This is a genomic window from Streptomyces barringtoniae (assembly GCF_020819595.1).
Classification (GTDB): domain Bacteria; phylum Actinomycetota; class Actinomycetes; order Streptomycetales; family Streptomycetaceae; genus Streptomyces; species Streptomyces barringtoniae.
In genome coordinates this window covers 120,166-141,813 of the sequence record NZ_JAJHNP010000003.1, presented here as the reverse complement: position 1 = coordinate 141,813, position 21,648 = coordinate 120,166, and the positions used below count along the sequence as shown (strand labels likewise).

Annotated in this window: 23 protein-coding genes; 13 read left to right on the top strand and 10 right to left on the bottom strand. The window is 69.9% G+C overall.

The window, feature by feature from the left end:
• Positions 1 to 111 precede the first annotated feature (111 nt).
• From LMU33_RS05450 to LMU33_RS05440, 3 genes are all read left to right on the top strand, one after another.
• Positions 112 to 1,218, top strand: coding sequence for a carboxylate-amine ligase (locus tag LMU33_RS05450; RefSeq protein ID WP_228617828.1), 1,107 nt, complete (start codon positions 112 to 114; stop codon positions 1,216 to 1,218).
• A gap of 265 nt (positions 1,219 to 1,483) precedes the next feature.
• The gene (locus LMU33_RS05445; protein ID WP_228617826.1) at positions 1,484 to 1,696 is read left to right on the top strand and encodes a hypothetical protein; all 213 of its coding nucleotides are present in this window, start codon (positions 1,484 to 1,486) and stop codon (positions 1,694 to 1,696) included.
• 113 nt (positions 1,697 to 1,809) lie between these two features.
• Positions 1,810 to 2,790 (top strand): threonine synthase, encoded by a 981-nt coding sequence (locus tag LMU33_RS05440; protein WP_228617824.1) that lies wholly within the window; start codon positions 1,810 to 1,812, stop codon positions 2,788 to 2,790.
• A 42-nt stretch (positions 2,791 to 2,832) separates the two neighbouring features.
• Here the strand turns inward: LMU33_RS05440 and LMU33_RS05435 are convergent, their stop codons facing one another.
• From LMU33_RS05435 to LMU33_RS05425, 3 genes are all read right to left on the bottom strand, one after another.
• Positions 2,833 to 4,026, bottom strand: a complete 1,194-nt coding sequence (locus LMU33_RS05435) for a permease (protein WP_228617822.1) — start codon at positions 4,024 to 4,026, stop codon at positions 2,833 to 2,835.
• Between the two features lie 156 nt (positions 4,027 to 4,182).
• A complete protein-coding gene (locus LMU33_RS05430) occupies positions 4,183 to 4,605 on the bottom strand; it encodes a hypothetical protein (RefSeq protein WP_228617821.1) in 423 nt (140 codons plus the stop codon).
• 482 nt (positions 4,606 to 5,087) lie between these two features.
• Positions 5,088 to 6,002 (bottom strand): GNAT family N-acetyltransferase, encoded by a 915-nt coding sequence (locus LMU33_RS05425; RefSeq protein WP_228617819.1) that lies wholly within the window; start codon positions 6,000 to 6,002, stop codon positions 5,088 to 5,090.
• Positions 6,003 to 6,483: 481 nt separating this feature from the next.
• On the opposite strand from LMU33_RS05425, the gene LMU33_RS05420 reads away from it, so the two are divergent.
• Together LMU33_RS05420 and LMU33_RS05415 are read left to right on the top strand one after the other, a co-directional pair.
• Positions 6,484 to 7,050 (top strand): DUF2243 domain-containing protein, encoded by a 567-nt coding sequence (locus tag LMU33_RS05420; RefSeq protein WP_228617818.1) that lies wholly within the window; start codon positions 6,484 to 6,486, stop codon positions 7,048 to 7,050.
• The gene (locus LMU33_RS05415) at positions 7,050 to 7,883 is read left to right on the top strand and encodes a cytochrome c oxidase assembly protein (RefSeq protein ID WP_228617816.1); all 834 of its coding nucleotides are present in this window, start codon (positions 7,050 to 7,052) and stop codon (positions 7,881 to 7,883) included. The genes LMU33_RS05420 and LMU33_RS05415 overlap by 1 nt, the downstream gene beginning before the upstream one ends.
• A gap of 450 nt (positions 7,884 to 8,333) precedes the next feature.
• On the opposite strand, the gene LMU33_RS05410 is transcribed toward LMU33_RS05415, so the two are convergent.
• Positions 8,334 to 8,489 carry a DUF6131 family protein gene (locus tag LMU33_RS05410; RefSeq protein WP_228617815.1) on the bottom strand — a complete coding sequence of 52 codons (156 nt, stop codon included), beginning with the start codon at positions 8,487 to 8,489 and terminating at the stop codon, positions 8,334 to 8,336.
• A gap of 375 nt (positions 8,490 to 8,864) precedes the next feature.
• Here LMU33_RS05410 and LMU33_RS05405 point away from each other — a divergent pair, with 375 nt between their 5' ends.
• Complete coding sequence (locus LMU33_RS05405) at positions 8,865 to 10,148, top strand: phosphatase PAP2 family protein (protein ID WP_228618352.1); 1,284 nt, start codon at positions 8,865 to 8,867, stop codon at positions 10,146 to 10,148.
• Between the two features lie 140 nt (positions 10,149 to 10,288).
• Here the strand turns inward: LMU33_RS05405 and LMU33_RS05400 are convergent, their stop codons facing one another.
• Positions 10,289 to 11,224 carry a LysR family transcriptional regulator gene (locus tag LMU33_RS05400; RefSeq protein ID WP_228617813.1) on the bottom strand — a complete coding sequence of 312 codons (936 nt, stop codon included), beginning with the start codon at positions 11,222 to 11,224 and terminating at the stop codon, positions 10,289 to 10,291.
• A gap of 137 nt (positions 11,225 to 11,361) precedes the next feature.
• Here LMU33_RS05400 and LMU33_RS05395 point away from each other — a divergent pair, with 137 nt between their 5' ends.
• The 4 genes from LMU33_RS05395 (at position 11,362) to LMU33_RS05380 (ending at position 15,136) form a co-directional block, all read left to right on the top strand.
• Entirely contained in the window at positions 11,362 to 12,624 is a 1,263-nt protein-coding gene (locus LMU33_RS05395; RefSeq protein ID WP_228617812.1) for an MFS transporter, read from the top strand.
• Positions 12,625 to 12,946: 322 nt separating this feature from the next.
• On the top strand, positions 12,947 to 13,876 hold the full coding sequence (locus LMU33_RS05390) for a LysR family transcriptional regulator (protein ID WP_249813372.1): 930 nt from the start codon (positions 12,947 to 12,949) through the stop codon (positions 13,874 to 13,876).
• A gap of 148 nt (positions 13,877 to 14,024) precedes the next feature.
• A complete protein-coding gene (locus tag LMU33_RS05385) occupies positions 14,025 to 14,738 on the top strand; it encodes an SDR family NAD(P)-dependent oxidoreductase (RefSeq protein WP_228617809.1) in 714 nt (237 codons plus the stop codon).
• A 29-nt stretch (positions 14,739 to 14,767) separates the two neighbouring features.
• Entirely contained in the window at positions 14,768 to 15,136 is a 369-nt protein-coding gene (locus LMU33_RS05380) for a YybH family protein (protein ID WP_228617807.1), read from the top strand.
• 155 nt (positions 15,137 to 15,291) lie between these two features.
• Here the strand turns inward: LMU33_RS05380 and LMU33_RS05375 are convergent, their stop codons facing one another.
• Positions 15,292 to 15,798 carry a hypothetical protein gene (locus LMU33_RS05375; protein ID WP_228617805.1) on the bottom strand — a complete coding sequence of 169 codons (507 nt, stop codon included), beginning with the start codon at positions 15,796 to 15,798 and terminating at the stop codon, positions 15,292 to 15,294.
• A 322-nt stretch (positions 15,799 to 16,120) separates the two neighbouring features.
• Complete coding sequence (locus tag LMU33_RS05370; RefSeq protein ID WP_228617804.1) at positions 16,121 to 16,582, bottom strand: SRPBCC family protein; 462 nt, start codon at positions 16,580 to 16,582, stop codon at positions 16,121 to 16,123.
• A gap of 259 nt (positions 16,583 to 16,841) precedes the next feature.
• Between LMU33_RS05370 and LMU33_RS05365 the strand changes: the two genes are divergently transcribed.
• The gene (locus LMU33_RS05365) at positions 16,842 to 17,486 is read left to right on the top strand and encodes an SMI1/KNR4 family protein (RefSeq protein ID WP_308280752.1); all 645 of its coding nucleotides are present in this window, start codon (positions 16,842 to 16,844) and stop codon (positions 17,484 to 17,486) included.
• 186 nt (positions 17,487 to 17,672) lie between these two features.
• On the opposite strand, the gene LMU33_RS05360 is transcribed toward LMU33_RS05365, so the two are convergent.
• Positions 17,673 to 18,458, bottom strand: coding sequence for a pentapeptide repeat-containing protein (locus LMU33_RS05360; RefSeq protein ID WP_228618349.1), 786 nt, complete (start codon positions 18,456 to 18,458; stop codon positions 17,673 to 17,675).
• A gap of 715 nt (positions 18,459 to 19,173) precedes the next feature.
• Positions 19,174 to 19,683 carry a DinB family protein gene (locus tag LMU33_RS05355; protein WP_228617802.1) on the bottom strand — a complete coding sequence of 170 codons (510 nt, stop codon included), beginning with the start codon at positions 19,681 to 19,683 and terminating at the stop codon, positions 19,174 to 19,176.
• A gap of 294 nt (positions 19,684 to 19,977) precedes the next feature.
• On the opposite strand from LMU33_RS05355, the gene LMU33_RS05350 reads away from it, so the two are divergent.
• Both LMU33_RS05350 and LMU33_RS05345 read left to right on the top strand, forming a co-directional pair.
• Entirely contained in the window at positions 19,978 to 20,202 is a 225-nt protein-coding gene (locus LMU33_RS05350; RefSeq protein ID WP_228617800.1) for a hypothetical protein, read from the top strand.
• A 381-nt stretch (positions 20,203 to 20,583) separates the two neighbouring features.
• Positions 20,584 to 21,012: a spore-associated protein gene (locus LMU33_RS05345; RefSeq protein WP_228617798.1), complete on the top strand. Its 429-nt coding sequence runs from the start codon at positions 20,584 to 20,586 to the stop codon at positions 21,010 to 21,012.
• On the opposite strand, the gene LMU33_RS05340 is transcribed toward LMU33_RS05345, so the two are convergent.
• Complete coding sequence (locus LMU33_RS05340; RefSeq protein WP_228617796.1) at positions 20,910 to 21,509, bottom strand: VOC family protein; 600 nt, start codon at positions 21,507 to 21,509, stop codon at positions 20,910 to 20,912. The two genes, LMU33_RS05345 and LMU33_RS05340, sit on opposite strands and share 103 nt — an antisense overlap.
• Positions 21,510 to 21,648 lie beyond the last annotated feature (139 nt).

Here is a 21,648-nt window from a genome sequence, read left to right as displayed (position 1 = left end):
ATGCCGGTGTCCCGTGTCTTCCGATGTCTTCCGAAGGGGCTGGATGTGCCAGAGCCGTTTGATGCCGTGACCCCTGCTGCTGCCGCGGGCGGGTCCGGGTGCCCGCCGGAGGTGCCCGCACCGCCGACCCTCGGCGTGGAGGAGGAGTTCGTTCTGGCCGACCGGGGCACCAGGTCGGCCGTCTGCAGGTCGCATTCCGTCGTATCTGCCGCTCGGGATCACCTCGGCGGGCCGCATGTCGTACCCGAGCTGTCGCAGTCCCAGGTGGAGACGGTCAGCGGGGTGTGCCGTACGGGCGTCGAACTGGAGGCGGAGATCGTCCGATTACGCGCGGGTGCGGCTGCCGCAGCGGCCGAGCACGACTGCCTGCTGGTGCCCAGCGGCGTGGCGGTCCTGGGCCGTTCCGGGCCGCCGCCCGTCCTGGACCAGGCACGGTACCAGGCCCTCGCACGCCGCTTCGGGCAAGTGATCCACGAGCAGGGCGTGAACGCCTGTCACGTGCATGTGGGCGTGGCCGATCGGGAGGAAGCGATACAGGCGGTCAACCACCTGCGGGGCTGGATGCCTCTGCTGTTGGCCCTGACCGCCAACTCCCCCTACTGCGACGGGAGGGACACCGGATACGCGAGCTGGCGCTCGATGGTGTGGAGCCGATGGCCCTCGGCAGGACCCCCTCCCCACCTGCGCGGCGCGGCCCACTACGAACAGGTGGTCGGCCAACTCATGGGCAGCGGGGCGGCGCTGGATCCGGCCATGGTCTACTGGTACGTCCGGCCCTCGGCGCACCTTCCCACTATCGAGGTACGCATCGCGGACGTGCTGCCCGACGCCGGGGCCACCACCGCGTACGCACTGCTCGTCCGCGCCCTCGTCGGCCATGCGGTGGAGGTGGTACGCGCCGCTGAACTCGCGCCCGAGGTCCCCGATCTGCTGCTGAGGGCGGCGTACTGGCAAGCCGCCCGGCACGGGCCGAGCGGAACCCTCCCCGGGACCCACATCCACGACTGCGCGCCCATGACCGTCGGCCGGCTGATCGAGGAGCTCTGGAAACGGGTCGAGCCCCACCTCAGCCGGTACGGCGACGACCGGCGCGTCGGCGACTGGCTGGCGGATGTCCAGCTGAACGGGTCCGGCTCGGCGCGGCAGAGGCGTGTCGCGGAACGGCACGAGGACGGCCTACGGGCTGTGGTGGACGACCTGGCCGTCGAGATTCCGTGAAATCGAGCGGACGTCATGGGACGACCCCGGGGAACCTGGCGCGTCAAGCGGCTGGGAAGGATGTGGCTGGTGTTGGCTTTGTTGCGCAAGCCATAGGAGTGGGCGCGGTTCGTGGACGTGCGGACCGAACTCGGCTTCCATCCGTCGACATCGATGGACGCCCTTGGGCTTACGGTGGTCGTGAGGGCTCTGTTCGGAAAATGAGCGCAGCCCGGAGGACTCGGCTTCGCCGAACCGTGCCGCTCCTGCTCGTGCGGGAGGTGTCATGAAAGTCGAAATGATCCAAAGGGCCGCCAACGTTCTCTTCGACATACCGGACGAGATGCACGAAGAGATCATCATGCTCATCAGCGCGGTCACCGGCGACGACGAGACACGGGCGCCGGACCTTGCAGCCGCGTTCGGGGAGTGGTGCTGGCTCGTGTACACGATCCGCGGCGACGTGGTCGAGGTGCTGGACGTCGGCTGCGCTCGCTGACGCCGGGACCTGGTGCCGCACGCCGCGGAACCGGGAGCACGGCGTGCCGGCCCTGCCCCTCATCGCGCAGGCGCCGCTGGACCGGATGGCGGAAGCGCATCGGTGACGCTCGCATGGGCTGGAGGGGCGGCGAGGGCGGCACCCCCTTGGTGGAGCCCGAGGCCGTGTCCGTCAAGGACGAGGCACGCAATCCGACCTGGAGCCACAAGGACCGCCTCAACCGCTGCACGGTCAGCGGCGCCCTGGCCTCCGGCGCCCCCGGCGTCGTCGTCGCGTCATCCGGCAACCACGGCTCCTCCGCCGCGGTGTTCGCGGCGCGTGCCGGGCGGCGCTGCGTCGTCCTCACCTCCACCGGCCTGTCACCGGCGATGGGCGCCTTCCTGCGGGCGTACGGCGCCGTCGTGCTGCCCGTGCCGGTGGAGGCACGCTGGCCGCTTACCCGGCGAATCGCCGAGCACTTCGGGCTGCAGCCCGTCAGCAACCAGACCCGCACCCATACCGGCCTCACCTTCGGGCCCGAGGGCTACAAGACGGTCGCGTACGAGATCCACGCCGATCTCGGTGTCCCCGCGGCCGTCTTCGTCCCGACCGGCTACGGCGTGGTGCTCTTCGGCATCGGGAAGGGCTTCGCCGAGCTGCGCCGCCTCGGGGGCACGGACCGGGTCCGCCGGCTGATCGCCTGCGAACCCGCCGCCGGCGGACCGCTGGCCGCCGCCCTGCGCCAGGGGCTGCCGGCAGCACATATGGATGTCGGCGCCACCGACGCGTACGGCATCGACTGCCCGGTGAACAGCTACCGCGGCGTACTCGCGGTGCGCGGCAGCGCGGGCCGCGCGGTCCTGCTCACGGACGAGCAACTACGCGCCCCCCGAACCAAGTTGGCCCGTGCCGGCCTGTGGGCGGAGCTCTCGGCAGCGGCCGGCCTGGCAGGGCTGAGGGCCTGCGCCGACGAGGACGTCGACCGCCCCCTGGTCTGCGTGTCCACCTCCAGCGGGTTCAAGGACCGAGGCGCCGGCCGGCACCGCAGCGAGTCCGTCGCACCCGAGTGGACTGCCGTGCGGGCCTGGCTGCGGGCGGCCCGGCTCGGTGAGTGAGCGTATGGTGATCGGCCACGGCACGGAGAACCCTTGGGCGGTTCAGTGATGGTGGTGTCCACCCTGCCCGTGTGCCTGGTCGTGCTTGTGGTCGTGTTCGCCCTGGTCCGGTGAGCCGCCCATCGTGCGCAGCATCGCCGGACCGCCGGTGCGCAGGAAACGGGCCAGGAGGGCGGTGGCCAGCAGCAGGAAGGCGATGTTGAGCCAGGTCGTGTAGTTCCAGCTGACGCCCTCCTCGGGGACCTTCGCGTCGGCCTGGTCGGGAATGAGGCCCAGACCCCCGAAGGCGAACTCCACCACATAGCCGGCCACCGCCATCGCGGCGAAGAACGTGCCCAGCAGGAAGGCGGCCATCCGGGCGCCGTAGTACTTCCGGTAGATGTTCAGGATCGGCAGGATCAGCAGGTCGGCGTAGATGAAGGCGATGACACCGCCGAAACTGATGCCGCCCTTCCACAGCACCACGGCCAGCGGCACGTTGCCGATGGAGCAGACGAACGTGGCGATGGCCACCACCGGCCCGATCAGCGGCCCGATCAGCTTGGCCGCGAGCGGATGGTCGGCCAGGAAGAAGCTGTGCCAGAAGTCGTCCGGCACCCACGCGGCGATCGCCCCGGCGATCAGGAGTCCCGCCACCAGGTCACGCAGGATCGCCGCCCACTCCATGACGAAGATGTGCGAGACGGAGGTGAGGCCGTCGCGGGAGAGCAGCCGACGGAGGAACCCGCCCTCGCCGCCCACGGACATGTCCATCGCCGCGTGCCCCTCCATCGACCCCGCCAGCCCGCGCTCGGCCTGCTCCCGCGCCTGCCGCAGCAGCCGCTCACGCAGGAGGAGCCGGAACAGCACCGCGAGTACGACGATCATGATCGGACCGCCGACGAACTCCGCGGCGGTGAACTGCCACCCCATCAACAGCGCCAGGATCACACCCAGTTCGACCACGAGGTTGGTCGAGGCGATCTCGAAGCCCATAGCCGCCGTGAAGTCCGCCCCCTTGCGGAACAGTGAGCGGGCGAGCGCGACGGCTGCGTACGAACAGGACGACGACGCGGCGCCGAGTCCCGCGGACAGGGCGAGCGTACGGGGCCGGTCGTCGCCCAGCAGTCGTACGACGGTCTCCCGGCGCACCACCGCCTGGACGACGGCGGACAACGTGAAGCCGAGGATCAACGCCCAGGTGATCTCCCAGGTCATGGACGCGGCGATGACCAGAGCGTGTCCGATCGCATGCATGATGCACACCCTTCGCCGTGAACTGCCGCCAGCACGCCCGATGGTATACCCCGCCGGGGTATATCGCACCGACTTGCCGCGGTGTGCGCCTGCAGGCTCAACTCGCCCTCACCGGTGGGGGTGTGTTGGAGCGGAGGGGAGGGGGCCGGTCCTGCGTCAGCCGATGAGTGAGCGGAACTGCTCGACCGTACGGCGTCGCATGGTGAGGAAGGCGAGCCAGGAGCCGTCGGCGTAGTGCAGCCGGAAGCGGGCCATCAGCTGCGTCCGGGGCCGGCGTTCGACCCGGGTCACCCACGCCCGTGGCACCTCCCACACCGGGGTGCCGTCCAGCGGCTGGACCAGTCCGACGCGCTGGTCGGTCACGCGCATCAGCAACGCTCCGGAGGTGGGCGGCATCCCCGCGGCGATGCTGCCCGCCCCACCGGACTCCGCGCCCACGGAGTTGACCATGTGGTTCGCGAGGGATGCCCCGATACCGATGCCCTTGGCGCTCTTGGCGGGGACGACGGTGGCGTACGCCAAGAGGCTTTCGCCGGGGGTGAGTTGACTGTGGGCGGAACGCTCACGGAGGGCGGACATGCTCATGATCATAGGCGACTGAGGCGGAGCACGTGCCAATGGGTGCCAGTGCTCGGGCCGCCCAGGGCGCTAACCAGGCCACTGTCACGGCGGCGAGGCTCTGACGGCGGGCGGCGGGCAGGGTGCCGACACCCCCGATCCCGGTGACGCCGCCCGCCGGTTGGTAGTGGCCGGCGGCGAGCGGGTTGCCGTCGGCGGCGAAGGCAGCGATGTGTGACTTGCGCCCGGCGGGCTGCCGAGCCCACAAGGGTGCCCGACTCGGCGAAGGCGATGCCGGGCAGGGCGAGGCCGGCGGGCAGGGCCGGGCCGTCGGCTGTCAACGCACGCAGCATCACCCCGTCCGGCAGAGCTTGCGGGGGCAACGGGTGCATACGGGTCGAGTACCGTCAAGGGCCTTTCCTGCACCGGCAGGCCGGCCGCCGGGGAAACACCACGTCGCAGCCTTGATCGCCCTCGCCCGACGACGCATCGGTGCCCCGGCGTCAGGCCCCAGGATGCGGAAGGCTGATGGAACGGCTTTCCTCCACCACGTGGTAACCGGCGCTCGTGTACAGGTTCATGGCCACCTCGTTGCCGCCCCACACGGTGAACATCAGCGCGGTGTCGCCGGCCTCGAGCGTCGCCTGTTCGCCGGCCGCCATCGCGGCCCGTCCGTACCCTTTGCCGCGGTACTGCTCCTTGATGTGCAGCGAGTAGCCATAGGTGACCCCAGGGAGGTACCGGTGCTTCAGCCAGCCGGTGCCGATCTGCTCGCCCCGCGCCTCGAGCACCAGGAACGTGTTGTCGGGCGTCGCCAGTCCCTGGGGGATCAGGTCGGCGAAGTCGCGGTCGGACTTGCGTACGGCCTCCTCGGGAGTCAGGGATCCCGAGCGGACGATGTCGTCGACGTAGGCGGCCTTCTCCAAGGCCAGCCAGTCGGGGTATTCGGCCCGCGTCATCGGCCGTGCGGTGACACCGGCCAGTGGTGTCGGCGGGGAATCGATGCGCCGCGTCCTGAGTTGGCCGCGGACGCCGTAACCGTCGAACAGCTCGCCGGCGGGCTCGGTGAGCCGTATGTTCAGGCGGCGTGCGCCCCGCTCGGCACACCACTGCTGGGCCCAGTCTCTGGCGGCCTGCTCGTGTCCGCGGCCGGTGTGGGGCGCGTCGATGTGGAGGTCGCCGATACGGCCCGCGAGAGCACCGTGGTTCTCGGCAACGACCACGGCGACGTGTCCCACTCGCATCCCGGCGTCCGTGATCTCGGCCACGGACCAGTCGCCGATGTCGGTCCGTACATCCTCGAGCATGCGCTCCGCGGCCGCCTCACTGAGCCCGGCCGCGGTGTACGAGGCGAGCAGCCGCCGCTCGAAGTCCTTCTGCCAATGCGCTGTGTCACCAAGGATGCTGAGTTCTGTCACCTGAACACAGTAGCCAGATCGGGGGGCGAAGTCGCTGCCGCTGTCGGGGAGGCGGGTCGTGCCGAGGCCGGCCATGAGGTGCGCACCCGACGGCTCTCGGAGGTACTCGCCAGGCGTCTTCCTGGGAGCCTTCGTTCACGAAATCTGTGTGAGTGAACAGGTCGGAGTTCGGCGCCGGCGCACGTCCCGAGACCGATACGGCGATCACAGGCGATGTGCAGTCAGGGGCGGCCCGGGCGAGCGGCGCGCCGATGGCTTTCCGGGGCGGAGGCGGGGCAGGGGGAGTACCGGCTTCGCGGCCCTGCCAGATGCCGCCGACCTCGATGTTCTCCGCGATGTCGACAGTGGCGCTGCGGTGGATCGCCTTGCATCGGCGAGTGGCTGAAGCCGTGCGGGCAGTTGATTGGGATGAGCCGGGCGGGAAACGGTGTCGGGAGGGTCTGACTCCGACTCACACTGTCGACGGGACGGATATCAGGTGATGGCCACGACGGCGGGTACGGCCCGCGTGCTTCCGGCGGAGCCGAACAGCTTGCGGCTGCCCGGGATTGTGCTCGGGATCGGCCTCGGCGGGTTTGTCGACGGCATTCTGCTGCACCAGCTCCTGCAGTGGCACCACATGCTCACCAGCACCAACCACGACCACATCGGGGTGAAGTACTACGACCCCCACACGGTGTCAGGGCTGGAGATGAACACCATATGGGACGGCATCTTCCACGCGGTGTGCTGGATCGCCGTACTGGTGGGCCTGGCCATCCTGTACGCGCGGGTCACGCACAACCGGCGAGCGGTGTGGGCCTCGCGGGTGCTGTGGGGCTGGATCCTGGCCGGCTGGGGCTTGTTCAACCTGGTCGAGGGCGTCCTGGACCACCAGATCCTCGGTATCCACCACGTCCACGGTGGCCCTCACCAGGCTTGGTGGGACGCCGGCTTCCTCCTCCTGGGCGGCCTGTTCGTGATCACCGGGTATCTGCTGCAGCGTAGTGGCCGGCCCTTCGACCCCGAGCCCGCCCGTGGCGGCGAGCGGGCCGGAGGCCACGCCTGATGGGCACCATGCACCAGCACGGGGAGGGAGGTGGCGGCCTGCCGGGAGCGGTACTGGTGGCGTTGCTCCTGCTCGGCGCTGCCGGTGGCTACCTGCTCGCCGCGCGGCGGGCCCGACGCCGCAATGCTGTACAAGGATGGAGCCCCTGGCGGTCGGCGTCCTTCCTCACCGGGCTGACGCTGCTCGCCGTCGCGCTGCTGCCGCCGCTGGCACCCGCCGCGCACTCCGACTTCCGCGGGCACATGGCCCAGCACATGCTCATCGGCATGTACGCGCCCCTGGCGCTCGTGCTGGCCGCGCCGGTCACGCTCCTGCTGCGCACGTTGCCTCACGACCAAGCCCGCAGGGTGGCCGTATTCCTGCACAGCCCACCGGCCCGGCTGCTGGTGCATCCCGCGGCAGCGCTCACGCTGAGCACCGCGACCCTGGCAGTGCTGTACTTCACCCCGCTGTACAACGCCGCCATGGCGCACCCGGCGGGGCACTGGCTCCTGCACGCCCACTTCCTCGCGTCGGGCTGCCTGTTCGCCCACGTCATCGCCGGCTCCGACCCCGCGCCCACCCGGCCCGGTGTGCGGGGCCGCCTGGTGTACCTGGGCATCGCCATCGCCGTACACGCCCTGATCGCGCAGGCCATGTACGGCGGATTCTTCATCGACGTCCACGCGCCCATCGACCAGGTCCAGCAAGGCGCGGAGATCATGTACTACGGCGGGGACATCGCCGAACTCCTGCTGGCCGGCGCGCTGGTGGCAACCTGGCGGCCCGAGCGCCACACCACGACGGCAAGGTGGCGCGGCCGACCAGGCATCGGCGCGCCGACGCCGCGCTGAACCCACTCCGCGCCTCGCCCAGCGGTCGCCCCCGGCCCACTGTTCAAGAGCGGCGGCACTGGTTCCAGCACCCGCGGCACGCGTAGGCCCCCGCGACCCACGGCGCCGTCACCGGCCTGGTCTCCTGCCGTATCCGTACCCAGACGTCGATCACCGAAGGGACGACCCGCATCCTGCTGTCGACGAGACACAGCTGGTTGTGGCCCCTCACACCGGCAGATTGCCCCAGCGGGGGGAGGGGCGGAGCGAGGCGGACTCCGTGGGCGCCTCAACTCCGGCTCGCTGCGGGCATGCTCGACTCGCCCGTGCAGACGCTCCGCCCGCCGGGCCGGGCGTGCCGACGCGGCGGGCGTCTCGGCCGGGCAGACGGATACTCACCGTCTGCGCCCGGGGGTTACTCGGACGCGAGCAGAAGGTTTGCCCCCGGCGTCGAGGCAGAGGGCTCAACGCCTACCAATAGTGCCGCCGACCGGCAACCGCGTGGCCCATGGAGCCCAGGATCCACAGCACCGCGCCTACGACCAAGAGGATGATCCCGATGGTCCACAGGATGGATACCCCTGTGACGAAACCGATGATGAGCAGGATGACACCGAGGGCGATCATGACAGGCCTCCTGGTGATGAATCGTTCAGGCCATCCGAGTGCCCCGAACCGGGACGTGATACGCCATGAGGCCCGTGCCGTCCGTCAGGAGTTTTGTGGATCACCATCATCGAGCCGCCGCTGCGACGCTTTCGGTCCCGGTTCGGCTCGGCGAAATCCACGTGCACCCCTCGGGTAACATGATCGAACTCACCACGAGCTCCCTCATTGCTTGTCCTTCACCGGGGGGACCACGCCGTCCGGCGTGAAGGGCGACCAATTGATTAACAAATTAACAACTAGTAATCGGCCAAATAATTGATACCTATCGCGTCGCGGGTGTTTTCGCGAATAAGATCCAGATTTGAGTTCGCCGCGTGCCGCCGGCCGCAGGTGATGCTGTGGGCCACGGCGGGTGTGGTGGCCCTCGGCTTCCTTGTCGCGCTGGAGGTCGGTGCGCGTCGCTACGGCCTGTCCGGGCCGATCGCCAATCAAGTGCGAGAGGTGATATTCCCGCCCAAATCCGGTTTTCTTTTGTACGCCAGCATGGCGTTGATGATGGTCGTGCTCACCTGGCGGCAAAGGCTCATCGCGGCGGGTGCGTCGATCGGCATCGACATCGCTTTTTTCCTGGTGAGGTGGGTGCTCGGCGTCAAGGTCACCGACGGTCACCCCTTCGGTAATGGCGCGTTGTGGGTGATTTTGGGCTATGCCGTCATCGCTGTCACACGCCGAAAGGGCCGGGAACGTGTCCTGCTGTTGAAGGGCGTCGGGCTGGGCCTGCTGCTGGTGGCCGGCCGCAAGGCAGGTGATACCTGGCTACTGATCACGTCGAAGACCCGCCCGGCCGTGTTCGACCAGTACGTGGCAACTGCCGATCACGCACTCGGCAACCCGTCATGGCTGGCAGGCCGGATGGTCAGGGCCACCGGTCCGATCGGCTCTCATATTCTCGACTATGTCTACATTCAGCTTGCCGTGGCCGCAGTCGTGGTCGCTGCGTACCAGCTGCGTAACGTGGCGATCGAGCGCCGATTCCCGAGCCACCATCTGGTGCGCACCTTCCTGGTCATCGGCCTGCTCGGGCCGGCCATCTATATGATCTTCCCGGTGGTCGGGCCGGTCTTCGCCTACGGCGCCGACGGCGGGCACTGGGCGGTGGCCAACCTGTGGCCCGACACGCCTCCGCCGATCAATACCCCGCACCAGATTCCGTTCGACGAGATCACCCCGCGCAACTGCATGCCCAGCCTGCATACGGCGTGGGCCACCACCATTTTCGTCCACTCCCGCAAGGGACCACGGATTCTGCGGTTCGCAGGCGCGTTCTGGCTGGTTGCCACGCTCGGCGCAACGCTGGGGTTCGGCTACCACTACGGCGTGGATCTCGTTGCCGGCGTGGTGTTCGCGCTCACGATCGAGGCAGCTATGCGTTCGCTCGCACGTGGCTGGGACCGGTCGGGAATCCAGTTGGTCGCCCATGGCGCCACGGTCTTCGTCGCGCTCTTGCTGACCTATCGGTATCTGCCGATGCAGATGGCCCAACGCCCTTGGGTGTTCGGACCGCTTCTCGTCCTGGCTATGGTCTCAGTGGTCCACGGCTACGTACGGACCACCAAACTGTGGGACCCGGCGACTGCACCAGTACGGCAACCGGAACCGCAGCCCGAACCCGTATGAGCCAGGTGGCACCAGGAGGAGCGGGAGACCCCAGGCCATGCCCGCGGCACCACGCCCGGGGTCGCCCACAACCGGCTGTCGGGCCTGCCCCGAGCCACCGTCTGTCGAACCGGCCAGGGTGACGGAAGGCGCGCCGCGGCTCAGCGCGGAATCACCCAGCCCGGAGCCCAGGTCCCGGCGGCGTCGTGGTCGGCCGCTGTGGCGGCGAGGTGGGCGCGGAGGGTGGCCAGTGCCGGGTGGGGATTGTCGCGGCGCCAGAGCAGCGAGTGCGGGTAGACGGGTGTCGGGTCGGTCACCGGGATACGGCGCAGGCCGTGGCCGGCGGGCCAGATGAGGCGGGTGTGCTTGCCCATGAAGGTGGCCAGGGCCGGGGTGTCGGCGATGGTGTCGAGGAGCGCGTCGGAGCCGAAGTTGGGGCCGGTCGCCTCGATGGTGAGGCCGAACTCGGCGACCAGGTCGTCGTAGTAGGCGGCCCACTCGGTGCCGGGGACGATGCCGGGCATCCAGATCCGGTGCCCGGTGAGCTGCGCGAGGGTCACCGACCGGGCGCCCGCCAGGGCGTGGGCGGGGCCGGTGAGGAGCTGGAGCGGCTCGTCGAGGACCCGGACGGAGGCGATGTCCTCGGGAAGGGGCCGGCCGGGCGCGCCGACGGCCCGGAAGGACGCGTCGATCGTGCCGGACCGGATGGCGGTGACCGCCGTCTCGATGTCGAACAGCATCATCACGTCGAGGTCGATCTCGGGGTGCGCGTGGTGGAAGCCGCGCATCAGGCCCGACTGCGCGCTGCGCGAGGCGATCACGTCGACGCGCAGCGGACGGCGGCCGGTGCGCACGGATGCGACCGCGCGTTCGGCGACGCGCAGCAGCTCGCGCGCGTGGGGCAGGAACGCCTGCCCGTCGATGGTCAGCTCGGCGCCGCGCGCGCTGCGGGTGAACAGCCGTACGCCGAGGTTGCGCTCCAGCCCGGCGATGCGCTTGGAGACGGCCTGCTGGGTGACCGCCAGCTCGGCGGCGGCCTCCTGGAACTGCCCCGCTTCTGCGACGGCGACGAAGGTCCGGACGGTCTCGAGGTCCATGTGGCCACCCTATGGGAACACAACCTTTGGTTGTGGACGGCGGACCCTGTGGTTGTTTGATCCCTGCCTGTGGTGCTCGCTTTGATGTTTCCCAACGCGGATCGGTGGTGCGGGTGAGCGGGCGAGGGGCGTGGGGCATGAGGAGCGGGCACCGGCTGGGACATCGGCTGGGGCGGCGGTTCGGGTGGCTCTGGGGAGCGTACGGGACCAGCGCGCTCGGCACGTGGCTCGCCTTCGGCGCGTTCCCGTTGATCGCCATCCGGGTGCTGCACGCCGGACCGGCCGAGGTGGCCGCGCTCTCCTCCGTGGGGGCAGCGGTGGGCGCCGCCGTGGCGGTGCCGCTCGGCCCGTGGGTGGAGTTCCGCCGCAAGCGGCCGGTGCTGATCGCGATGGACCTGGTGCGGTTCGCGGCGCTGCTGACGGTCCCCGCCGCGTACGCGCTCGGCGTGCTCACCTTCCTGCAGCTCCTGCTGGTCTCGGTCGTCGTCGCGGCGGCCGACATCACCTTCCGCGCCGCCTCCGGCGCGTACCTGAAGACGCTGCTGCCGGCCGAGCACCTGCTCGTCGCCAACGCCCGGTTCGAGTCCACGTCCTGGACGACCACGATCATCGGGCCGCCGCTGGGCGGTGCGGCCACCGGGCTCCTCGGTCCCGTGGCGACGGTGGTGGCCGACGCGGTCAGCTACCTGCTCTCCGCCCTGGGCATCCGCGCGACGGGACGGCACGAGCCGAGGCCCGAGCGCCGGGAGACCGCGCGCATGCGGGCCGGGGACCTGCTCGACGGCTGGCGGTACATCCTCGCCGACGCCACGCTGCGTCCGCTGTTCTTCAACACCGCCTTGTTCAACGGCCTGGTGATGGCCGCCCAGCCGCTGCTGGCCGTCCTGATGCTCGGCCGGCTCGGGTTCGCACCGTGGCAGTACGGCCTCGCCTTTGCCGCGCCCTCGATCGGCGGGCTGCTCGGTTCACGGCTCGCCCGACCGCTCGTCACCCGGTTCGGGCAGCACAGGGTCCTGGTGGTAACCGGGACGCTGCGCGCGCTCTGGCCCGTCGGCCTGGCCTTCCTGGGGCCGGGCAGTGGAGGGCTGCTGCTGGTGATGGGCGTCGAGCTCGGGCTCATCTTCTGCTGCGGCGTCTTCAACCCCGTCTACGCCACCTACCGCCTCGAGCGCACCGCAACCGACCGGGTCACCCGCACACTGTCCGCCTGGGCGGTGACGACGAAGGCCTCGACCGCGCTCCTGACGGCCGTCTGGGGCATGCTCGGCAGCCTGCTCGGCCCGCGTACGGCCGTCGGCCTGGCCGGCGTGCTCCTGCTGGCGACCCCGCTGCTGCTTCCCCGCCGCGCGTCAGCGCATCTCTGCGAGCCGGAACCGGAACCGGAACCGAGCCACACCTGACGGGCGGCCATCGCGACGGCCGCGGCGGCCCGGCCCCGGCCGGGGTGGAGTACCGGTCGGGCCCGGCGCCTTCCGGGCGAGCTCCGCCTTGTCGTCGGCCCGCCCCAAGCCGATGCGGCGCACCTCGTCCGTCGGACCGCCACCGGTCGGCGTCGGCCTGTCCGGGACCTCCCGGAACTCTGGCGCCGATCGCCGCCAAGAGCTGCCGTACGACATGCTCGGCTCGTCGGCGGTGAGCATGTCGTCCGTCGATCACCCGCACCGCCGCCGTCCAGGCCGGCCTCGTCTCAGCTGGCAGGCGCAGTCCCCCGCCGCGCGTAGCATGACGCGCGTGGAGTTGCGTCAGCTGCGGTACTTCGTCGCGGTCGCCGAGGAGCTGAACTTCGGCCGGGCGGCCGAGCGGCTGCTCATCGCGGGTCCTTCGCTGTCCCAGCAGATCAAGGCGCTGGAACGGGATCTGGGGGTGCGGCTGTTCGACCGGGACCGCCGCTCGGTCTCCCTCACCACGGCCGGCGCCGCGCTCCTGCCGCACACCCGCGCCCTGCTGGAACGAGCCGACGACCTCAAGCGCCGGGCCGGCCGGCTGTCGGGTTCACAAACGGTGCGCATCGGTTACGTCAACTGGCTGCCGCCGGACCTGGCTTCGCGAACCACCACGGTGGCCAGGGTGCTCGTCGACGCCTGGGTCGCCCCCTCCCACACCCAGGCCGCCAGGGTCGCCGACGGCAGCCTGGACCTCGCTGTCTGCTGGGTGCGCACCGAGGACCTCGAACGGCTCGGCCTGCGGGCCGCGCTGCTCGGTGCGGACCGCCTCTACGCCGTCGCGAAGGGCACCGACACGAGCGATCTGCCGGCCAAGGAGATCGACGTCCTCATCGACGAGGACATCACCTCATGGGCCTCGTGGAACGTGTACGCGGAAGAGCTGGCGCAGGTCACCGGGGCCCGCCCGGTGCGCATCTCCGACGGTGCGATCACCGGCCCCGCCTATTTCGACCACGTGCGCCGCTGCACCCGACCCGTCCTGAACTCGCCCAAAGGACAGGTCGACGCGCTCCCGCCCGACCTGGTGCGCCGTGAGGTCGTGGCGCCGAAGGTGTACTGGACCTGGTCCTTGGTCTGGCGCGCGAGTGAGGACCGCCCCGCGGTCCTGGCCACCATCGACGCCCTGCGCGACGGGGTCGGAGACCTCGGGATCCATGCCCCGGACGCCTGGCTGCCGGCCCACGACCCCTACGCGCTCCCCAGCTGACCTGCACTGCGAGCCTGAGCCTCTCAGGCGGTAGGAAACGAGTCCCGCCGGACACCCTCCCGGCCTTTGACGCCGTCAGCGTGTCCGACCTATGTTCTATCAATAGTCGACCGGTCGGCTAGTCGCTGGTCATCCAGGAAAGGTCCTCATGAGCACGCAGAACCAGAAGGTCGCGATCATCACCGGCGCGTCGCAGGGCATCGGTGCCGCCCTCGTCGAGGGCTACCGCAAGCTCGGGTACGCCGTCGTCGCCACCTCGCGCACCATCGCCCCCGGCGCCGACACCGACGTCCTGACCGTCCAGGGCGACATCGCCGACCCGGCGACCGCCGAGCGGGTCGTCTCCGCCGCCCTCGAGCGGTTCGGCCGTATCGACACCGTGGTCAACAACGCGGGCATCTTCATCGCCAAGCCCTTCACCGAGTACACGGCGGAGGACTACGCCGCCGTGACCGGCATCAACGTCACCGGCTTCTTCCACCTCACGCAGCAGGCCCTCCCGCACCTGCTCGCCCGGGGCGGCGGACACATCGTCAGCGTCACCACCAGCCTGGTCGACAACGCGGACTCACGCGTTCCCTCCGTCCTGGCCTCGCTGACCAAGGGCGGCCTGCAGTCCGCGACCAAGTCCCTGGCCGTCGAGTACGCCACCCGCAACATCCGCGTCAACGCCGTCTCGCCCGGCACCATCAAGACCCCCATGCACCCCGAGGAGACCCATGAGTTCCTCGCCGCCCTGCACCCGGTCGGCCGGATGGGCGAGGCGGGTGACATCGTCGACGCGGTGCTCTTCCTGGAGACGGCACCGTTCGTCACCGGTGAAATCCTGCACGTCGACGGCGGTATGAGCGCCGGACACTGACAGCACGTCAGGTTACGGGAGGAGCGGACATGACCACCACACCCGACGACACGGCGGTCCTCAGCGGAGTTCTCGACCAGTGGAAGGCGGCGGTCGACGCACACCAACCCGAACGCGTCGCCTCCCTCTTCACGGAGGACGCCATCTTTCAGGGGCTGCACCCCTACGGCGTCGGACGGCAGAAGATCGCCGAGTACTACGACTCCCAGCCCCTCGGCATGAAGGCGGCATGCCGCGTCCTTCAGACCAGACGGCCCGCCGCCGGCGTCGTCCTTGGTTACCTGCACGTGGAGTTCTCCTTCACGGACCGGCCCCCGCTGGAGGTGAAGCTGTCGGTCCTGGTGACCCGCGCGGCGGAAGGCTGGTCCATCAGCCACTACCAGGTCTCCCGCCTGTAAAGGCCGTTCCTTTCAAAGGATCGGATCATTGAGACGCGGCCCGCACTCCCTCGCGTGATCGTTCCTGTTCGGCAACGGTGGTCCGGCAGCACGCTCCGGTCCGGCGGCGTCGGCACGCCAGTGCGGGGTCCGCGCGGTCCTGCCGGACCGGCCGGTCAGGTGCCGGGTTTCACGGCGTGCAGGAGCTGCAGCCCTCGTGGCCCGGGGACCGCGCGCCGGACCTCCAGGCCCGCGTCCCGGCACTGGTCCGCCAGCCAGGCCGGGCCGAGCCGCAGCTTGGGCGAGCTGCTGGTACGCAGTTCCCAGTCACCGTCCGTGCCACGAACATGCAGCAGGTCGTGTACCTGGACGGTGTCGTCGTCGGTGTAGTCGAGGAAGCGGGTGAGCAGGCGGTCGTCGGCGGGCGCACAGGGATGAAGCGGTCGGTGCCCCGGACTTCCCGGGACAGGTCGCGGTAGGTGGCCAGGAACTGTCCGCCCGGGCGGAGCGCGGTGGCGACGTCGGGCAGAAAGCAGCAGGGCGCTGGTGTCCACGGCGATCACCGGGGCGTAACCGAGGCGGGCCGGCGCGAGGGTCTGCCGGCCGGGTCCGCGGCCGAGGTCGACCGCGATGTCCCCGCCGGCCTCGGCGGTGCCCGCCGGCAGACCCGCCTCCCGCAGCATTGCGGCCTGCGCGGAGACCGCCGCCTCGATGTCACCGCCGAGCCATCCAGGTGCAGTGGTCGGCGAGCAGTCGCTCGTACTGTTCGACGGCGGTGGTCACGGCTGTGTCCCTTCGGAGGGGCCGGCCGGGCGCGCCGACGGCCCGGAAGGACGCGTCGATCCGACATGGCTTTACGCCGCCCTTCCGGGGGCCATCGAGAGCAACCGCAGCCGGCGTCCGCCGCATTCGCACCCGTCATCGCCGGAACATGGGGCTCATCGCCGGGACATGGCGGCGGATCGTAGCCTCATGGCGGTGGATCGAAGCCTCCGGCGGGTACGGCTATCCCCCCGGCCTGATGCGTCCGCGCCACGCTCCGGACTCTCCTCCGCGCTGCTCGATGTACTGCTTGAAACGCTTCATATCGCCCTTGATGCGCCGGTCGAGCGTTCCGATCATGTCCGCGGCCTTTTCTGCGGCTCCACTGGGTTCGACATCCATGACGAGTTCCACCCTGGTGTGCATGTCGTCCACGCGCTGGAAGCGGACGGAACCCTTCTGTGACGCGTCGCCGCTCGTGGTGCGCCATGTGATCCGCTCGTCGGGAAGCTGGTCGACGATCTCCGTGTCGAACTCCCGGCGGATCCCACCGATCTTGGTGGTCCAGTGGTTGTGGCGATCGTCCAGCTGCCTGACTTCCTCGACGCCTTCCATGAAGTCCGGGAACTTCTCGAACTGCGTCCATTGGTTGTAGGCGGTGCGAACGGGCACGTCGACTTCCACTGTTTCCTTGACCGTGCTCATCAGTACCTCCGTTGATCGATCTGATGCTGAGCCGAGTACCCGGCGAGTCACCGGCTACTACCTCGGGCTCGCGCTACCGCGACCTGGGCGCTGCCGTTCAGGACACGATCCGGGGCACTGGCGGGCCGACCGACCCGAGCGCCGGCGACCATCAGGCGCACGCACCGATCAGAGTCGTTGAGCGCGGCTGCTGCCGGCTCGAAATGTTGAATATGCGATCACCGTGTGAGCCGGCTGAGCGGGGGCTTTCGTGGCGAACATGCCGAAGGTGATGGAGTTCGCCTGCCCTGCCGACCTGCTCACCCGCACCGGCCGGGCTTCCAGTACCGTCCGTCCCGTGCACACACTCGACACCCTCGTCCGCCTCTGCCCACCGCCGGTCGGCCCTCCGCGCGCGGTGGACTGGGCGGAGGCCGAGCGTTCCCTCGGCACAGCTCTGCCCGCCGACTACAAGCTGCTGGTCGAGACGTACGGTGACGGGCTCTTCGACGAGACGATCTGGCTGCTCGTCCCCAACTCCGCTCATACCGACTGCGACTTGCACGCGCAGACCGCGGAACGGGCCGAGATCCTGGCCACGTTGTGGGACGCGGGCGAGGAGAGACCCGCCGAACTGCTGGAAAAGGGTGCGCGGGTCCTGCCATGGGCCTTCGAGGAGGGAACGGGGGCGTTCCTGTACTGGCTCGTGCGGCCCGGCCGGCACCCCGATGAGTGGACGGTGCTCTACAACGAGGGGCGTGGCCCACTGTGGGAGCACCACGACACCGGGTGCCTCGCCTTCCTGCTGGCGGTGCTCACGGGGACGGCGGAGACGGAGTACTTCGGCTACCTCTACGAAGTGCTGCAACCGGAGGAGCACCGCTTCGTGCCTGCTGTCGCAATGCTGGAGGCGTCCGGGCAGTGACCCCGCCGACGCGCGGCGCACTCTGCCGGGAGACCAGCCGGCCGGACCCAGCACCGTGGGCACCCGCAGCGTCCGCGGTCAAGGAAGTGCCCGGACCGGTCGTGGGCGGGGTACGCCCGGACTGCTTCGACGGAGGTGGCGGGTCCGTGACGGGCTGGTGGTGTGCGCCGTGGGCGCTCCCCGCGCCTACCAGTGAGCGGGTCGGCCGACGGTGGGAGGCAGTTCGGTCGCCGCGTCTCCCTTGGCCGCGTTCAACTGTGCCTGGGTGAGGAACAGAGCGCCGGTGAGGTCGGCCCCGCTGAGGTCGGCGTCGCGCAGGTCGGCCCCGATCAGGTCGGCGTCGCGCAGATCGGCCCCGCTGAGGTCGGCGGCGACGAGCAGGGCGCCGCGCAGGCTCGCCCCCCTGAGGTCGGCGCCTGCCAGCTTCGCGCCCATGAGGTCGGCTCCGCGGTGGTTCTTCTTGCGGCCCGGGACCTGAGCCCGGGCCAGCTCGCTGGCTCGCAGCAGCAGCGTGTTGACCTCGCCGCGCAGCGCGTTCACATCGAGCCCGGTGATCGACTCGGCGCTGCCGCGGGTCAGGCCGTCGATGTGGGCCCGTGCCCGCCGTAGCTCCTGGTGGACGGGGCGGGCCGGTGCGAGGTCGAGGGCCTCGGTGACGTAATAGAGCAGCTCGTGCAGCTGCCGCATGGCAGGGAAGACCTCGAACATGGAGCGCGCCGTCTTCGGTGCCTGACGCCAGTCGGTGCCGCCGAAGGTGATCTGGGACACCTTCTGGCCGGCGCCGAAACAGTCGAAGACGGTGCAGCCGGGGTAGCCCTTGTCGCGCAGCCGCTCGTGGATGCCGCAGCGGAAGTCCAACTGGAGGTTCGAGCACGGCTGCCCGGCCGGCTTGTTGACGGCGAAGTCGGCGGAGCGGGCGAAAGGCAGGGCCACGCAGCACAGGCCGAAACAGTTGGCACAGTCGGCCTGCAGGTCCTCGCGGTCCTGGGAGGTCCCACGCTCGGGGGCGCTTGCGTCGTTCCGGGGTGTCTCGGCGTCGTGGGATGCCCTGCGGTCGTCGCCCTTTTGGTCCGGTCGGTTCTTCCGGCCGTTGTGCCGGTTCTTCCCGGTCTGCTGCGCATTGCGGGCCTGGCCGACGATGGCGCGCTCGCGGCCCTGAGCCGTGGACGCGGCACCCTCCCGGCCCTGCGTCCCGGACGGGCGCTCGCGCTCTCCCGCCTCGGACGGCCGCCCCTGCCCCTCGGCGGCCAAGGACCGCTTGGTTCCTCGCGCGGGGGAGGGCTGCTTGCGCACCTTGCCCGCGGCGGGGCGCTTGCGCTCCCCGGAGGAAGAGGGGAGTCCGTGCTGTGGCGACACCGTGTGTACTCCTGTTGGGTGATGACCACCGCATACCGCGGCGCTCCGAGAACGCCTTGCATTCTCGCAGACGGCACGCGATACCCCGAGCGACGGCGGCCGGGACCGCTGACGGCCGGCCTCGGCCGGGTCCGGCGCGGCGGTGCAGGCCCGGGCGCCGGGCTCCCGTCTTCCTCAGTCGACGTGGACGGGCAGCTGCCGATCCTGTCTGGGCGGACGCCCAGGCCGGACAGCCGTTCCTCAAAGACGCGGCCGCCAGGGCTGAGCACCAGCGCAGGCGATTCGCTGTGAACGGTGGGTATGCGGAGGCGGGGCGGGGGCCTCTGCGGACTCAGGCGCCCACGGTTCCGTCGATGCCCTCGCGGAGAAAGTCCGCATGACCGTTGTGGCGGCCATACTCCAGAAGCACGTGCACCATCACCATCCGCAGCGATACTTCCTCGTCCCATCGTGGCTGGAACCCGGCCAGGTCCAGGGATTCGGCCTTCTGCTCGATGCGGCGCGAGTTCTCCACCTCGGCCTCCCAGGCCGCGAACGCCTCGGCCCTTGTCGAAGCGCTCGCGTCGTACGCCGCCTGGAAGTCGATTTTGTCGGACCAGACCATGGGCGCGTCGTTGTCCTCGAACACCCGGCGGAACCAGGCACGTTCCACCTCTGCCATGTGCCGCACCAGACCGAGCAGCGAAAGCGTCGACGGCGGCATCGACTGCTGTCGCAGTTCCTCGTCGGTAAGCCCTTCGCACTTCATGGCGAGGGTGGCACGGTGGAAGTCGAGGAAGGCCCTCAACATGTCGCGTTCGCTGCCGAAGTTGGGGGGTCCTATGCGATTGTCACTGACCACTGGTCGTACTCCTCGTCCGTGCCTGCATTCAGGGCCAGTATCTACTCACCGGGGTCGTCGTGCGGCGAGGTCCCTCCGCGCCAATGCGGCGCGGGCCAGGAGGACGCGCTCTGGCCGGGGCGTCGTCGGCCGGTGTGCCGGGAGCGCCGCGGCGGCGCGCCCCGCTGTCCGGACGCTGTACCCGCCCTCATCACCGAGGCGGACAACAACACCCGGGTCCAGGACGGTACCCGCAGCCGTCGACCCCGGCCCGGCTGGGACGGCGGAGTGGGCACCGTTTCCTACACTCACCGGATGAGCAACTACACGTGCACACAATGCGGCACCGTCGGGCTGGTGGAAGGTTTCATCGAGGACGCCGGCGAGCACTCCCGTGGCTACGCCCGATGGATCGAAGGCGCGCTGGAGAGGGGGATTTTCGGGGGCGCCAAGCGGATGGGCCGACCCCGGCGGCAGATAGAGGCCTTCCGCTGCCCCAAGTGCGGGCACTTGGAACTGTTCGCCACCGGCGAGGTGTAGTCGGCCCTCGATGTCCCTGTCACGCCCCCCTACGGGCGCGTGTGTACGTCGGACGCCGAGGCCCGGATGACCAGGGCCCCGGCGAGCCGCAGCGCGTTTGGAGCCGCCCGCCTGATTTCGTTGCATCGGGCCGCCACCAGCTGGGGATGTGGCTTCCCGCCGCCGCCCGTGCCTGATTGACACTTCAGCAGGAGTGGCCTTCTCAAGTGCGGAGTGGCTGCGGCGGGGCGGCGATCGCCGCCCACCTGTACTGCTGTGGCTGCCCGCAAGACGTCTCCGGCGAACAGGGCACAACCCTTTGGCGCCTCGGGGGTCACTCCAGGCAGGAGCAACCACCTCCAACAGTCGCAAGGGGGAAATATGTGATTTGTTCGTTCCGTTTTGGCCGCCACCGCACTGGCGGCCCTGTCGGTGGGAACCGCGACGGCCTTGGCAGCACCCGCCTCGGCCACGGCCAACACCACACCGCAGAAGGTCTGCGGAAGCGGCTACAAGACCGTGAACTCCGCGCCCGTCGGGTCGTTGGGCACCGTCTACCTGACGTACAACTCCGCGAACGGAAAGAACTGCGTCGCGACCATCCGCAGCAACCCGGGTACCGCCGTGGCCATGTCCGCATGGATCTATGTCTCCGCCACCGATCAGGGTGACCAGGACTACGGGCAGTACACGTCGTACGCGGGGCCGACCTACGTCTACGGCAAGGCTCACTGCGTCGACTGGGGTGGCAACATCAGCAACGTGTACGTCCAGGTGACCGGCTCCAACTGTGGCGCTCTGAAGGAAAGCAGGGTCACCTTCACCCGCTGACTGGCTGGCGAAGTGGTCCGGCCTGTCCTGGCGGAACAGACGTCGTTCCGCCGGGCCCGTCGGACACGTAGGAGTGTTGGAGGGCAACCGCATCCCCGCACGGCGGCCTGCGAGAACAGGCGGGCACCCGTCGAGGCAGGCGCCGACTGCTGCCCGATGGTCGACGCCTGCCGCCGTGCGGGCTCCGGGCCGGTCCAGTCGGCGGTTCCGACGCAGGCTTCGTTGCCATCCGGGCCGGCCAGTACCCAGTGCGAGGGAGCGTGGGCGTCGGTCACCAGGCGCCCTCCGGCGGCGATGGCTACGGCTATGCAGGTTTCGGCTTGGTCATAGGGCACCCAGACGTCGATGTGAACCCGGTTGCGCTGCGGGCGCGGTGCGTCCATCTGCTGGAAGTGGAAAGAAGGGCGTCGACAAGGCCGTGCGCCCGTGTGACGGCCCTCGCTGTTCGGTGTCTGCGGGGCTGCCGGGCGTGACGGTGCCCACGAGAGCGGGATCACATCCTAAGCGGCATCGTAGAACGAGATGCCCCTGAACAGGACAGATACCGCCACAGTTTCCGATTTAGGGCAATATGCCCGCAGTGGGGTAGTAGGTCACATCATTGCCTTCCGCCCCGGCCGCCGCTAACCATGTCTG

Coding starts and splice junctions, on each gene's coding strand:
- LMU33_RS05445 (WP_228617826.1), top strand. CDS start 1,484: ATGAAAGTCGAAATGATCCAAAGGGCCGCCAACGTTCTCTTCGACATA.
- LMU33_RS05440 (WP_228617824.1), top strand. CDS start 1,810: ATGGGCTGGAGGGGCGGCGAGGGCGGCACCCCCTTGGTGGAGCCCGAG.
- LMU33_RS05435 (WP_228617822.1), bottom strand. CDS start 4,026: ATGCATGCGATCGGACACGCTCTGGTCATCGCCGCGTCCATGACCTGG.
- LMU33_RS05430 (WP_228617821.1), bottom strand. CDS start 4,605: ATGTCCGCCCTCCGTGAGCGTTCCGCCCACAGTCAACTCACCCCCGGC.
- LMU33_RS05420 (WP_228617818.1), top strand. CDS start 6,484: ATGGCCACGACGGCGGGTACGGCCCGCGTGCTTCCGGCGGAGCCGAAC.
- LMU33_RS05415 (WP_228617816.1), top strand. CDS start 7,050: ATGGGCACCATGCACCAGCACGGGGAGGGAGGTGGCGGCCTGCCGGGA.
- LMU33_RS05410 (WP_228617815.1), bottom strand. CDS start 8,489: ATGATCGCCCTCGGTGTCATCCTGCTCATCATCGGTTTCGTCACAGGG.
- LMU33_RS05405 (WP_228618352.1), top strand. CDS start 8,865: ATGCTGTGGGCCACGGCGGGTGTGGTGGCCCTCGGCTTCCTTGTCGCG.
- LMU33_RS05400 (WP_228617813.1), bottom strand. CDS start 11,224: ATGGACCTCGAGACCGTCCGGACCTTCGTCGCCGTCGCAGAAGCGGGG.
- LMU33_RS05395 (WP_228617812.1), top strand. CDS start 11,362: ATGAGGAGCGGGCACCGGCTGGGACATCGGCTGGGGCGGCGGTTCGGG.
- LMU33_RS05390 (WP_249813372.1), top strand. CDS start 12,947: ATGACGCGCGTGGAGTTGCGTCAGCTGCGGTACTTCGTCGCGGTCGCC.
- LMU33_RS05385 (WP_228617809.1), top strand. CDS start 14,025: ATGAGCACGCAGAACCAGAAGGTCGCGATCATCACCGGCGCGTCGCAG.
- LMU33_RS05380 (WP_228617807.1), top strand. CDS start 14,768: ATGACCACCACACCCGACGACACGGCGGTCCTCAGCGGAGTTCTCGAC.
- LMU33_RS05375 (WP_228617805.1), bottom strand. CDS start 15,798: ATGCTGCGGGAGGCGGGTCTGCCGGCGGGCACCGCCGAGGCCGGCGGG.
- LMU33_RS05370 (WP_228617804.1), bottom strand. CDS start 16,582: ATGAGCACGGTCAAGGAAACAGTGGAAGTCGACGTGCCCGTTCGCACC.
- LMU33_RS05365 (WP_308280752.1), top strand. CDS start 16,842: ATGCCGAAGGTGATGGAGTTCGCCTGCCCTGCCGACCTGCTCACCCGC.
- LMU33_RS05350 (WP_228617800.1), top strand. CDS start 19,978: ATGAGCAACTACACGTGCACACAATGCGGCACCGTCGGGCTGGTGGAA.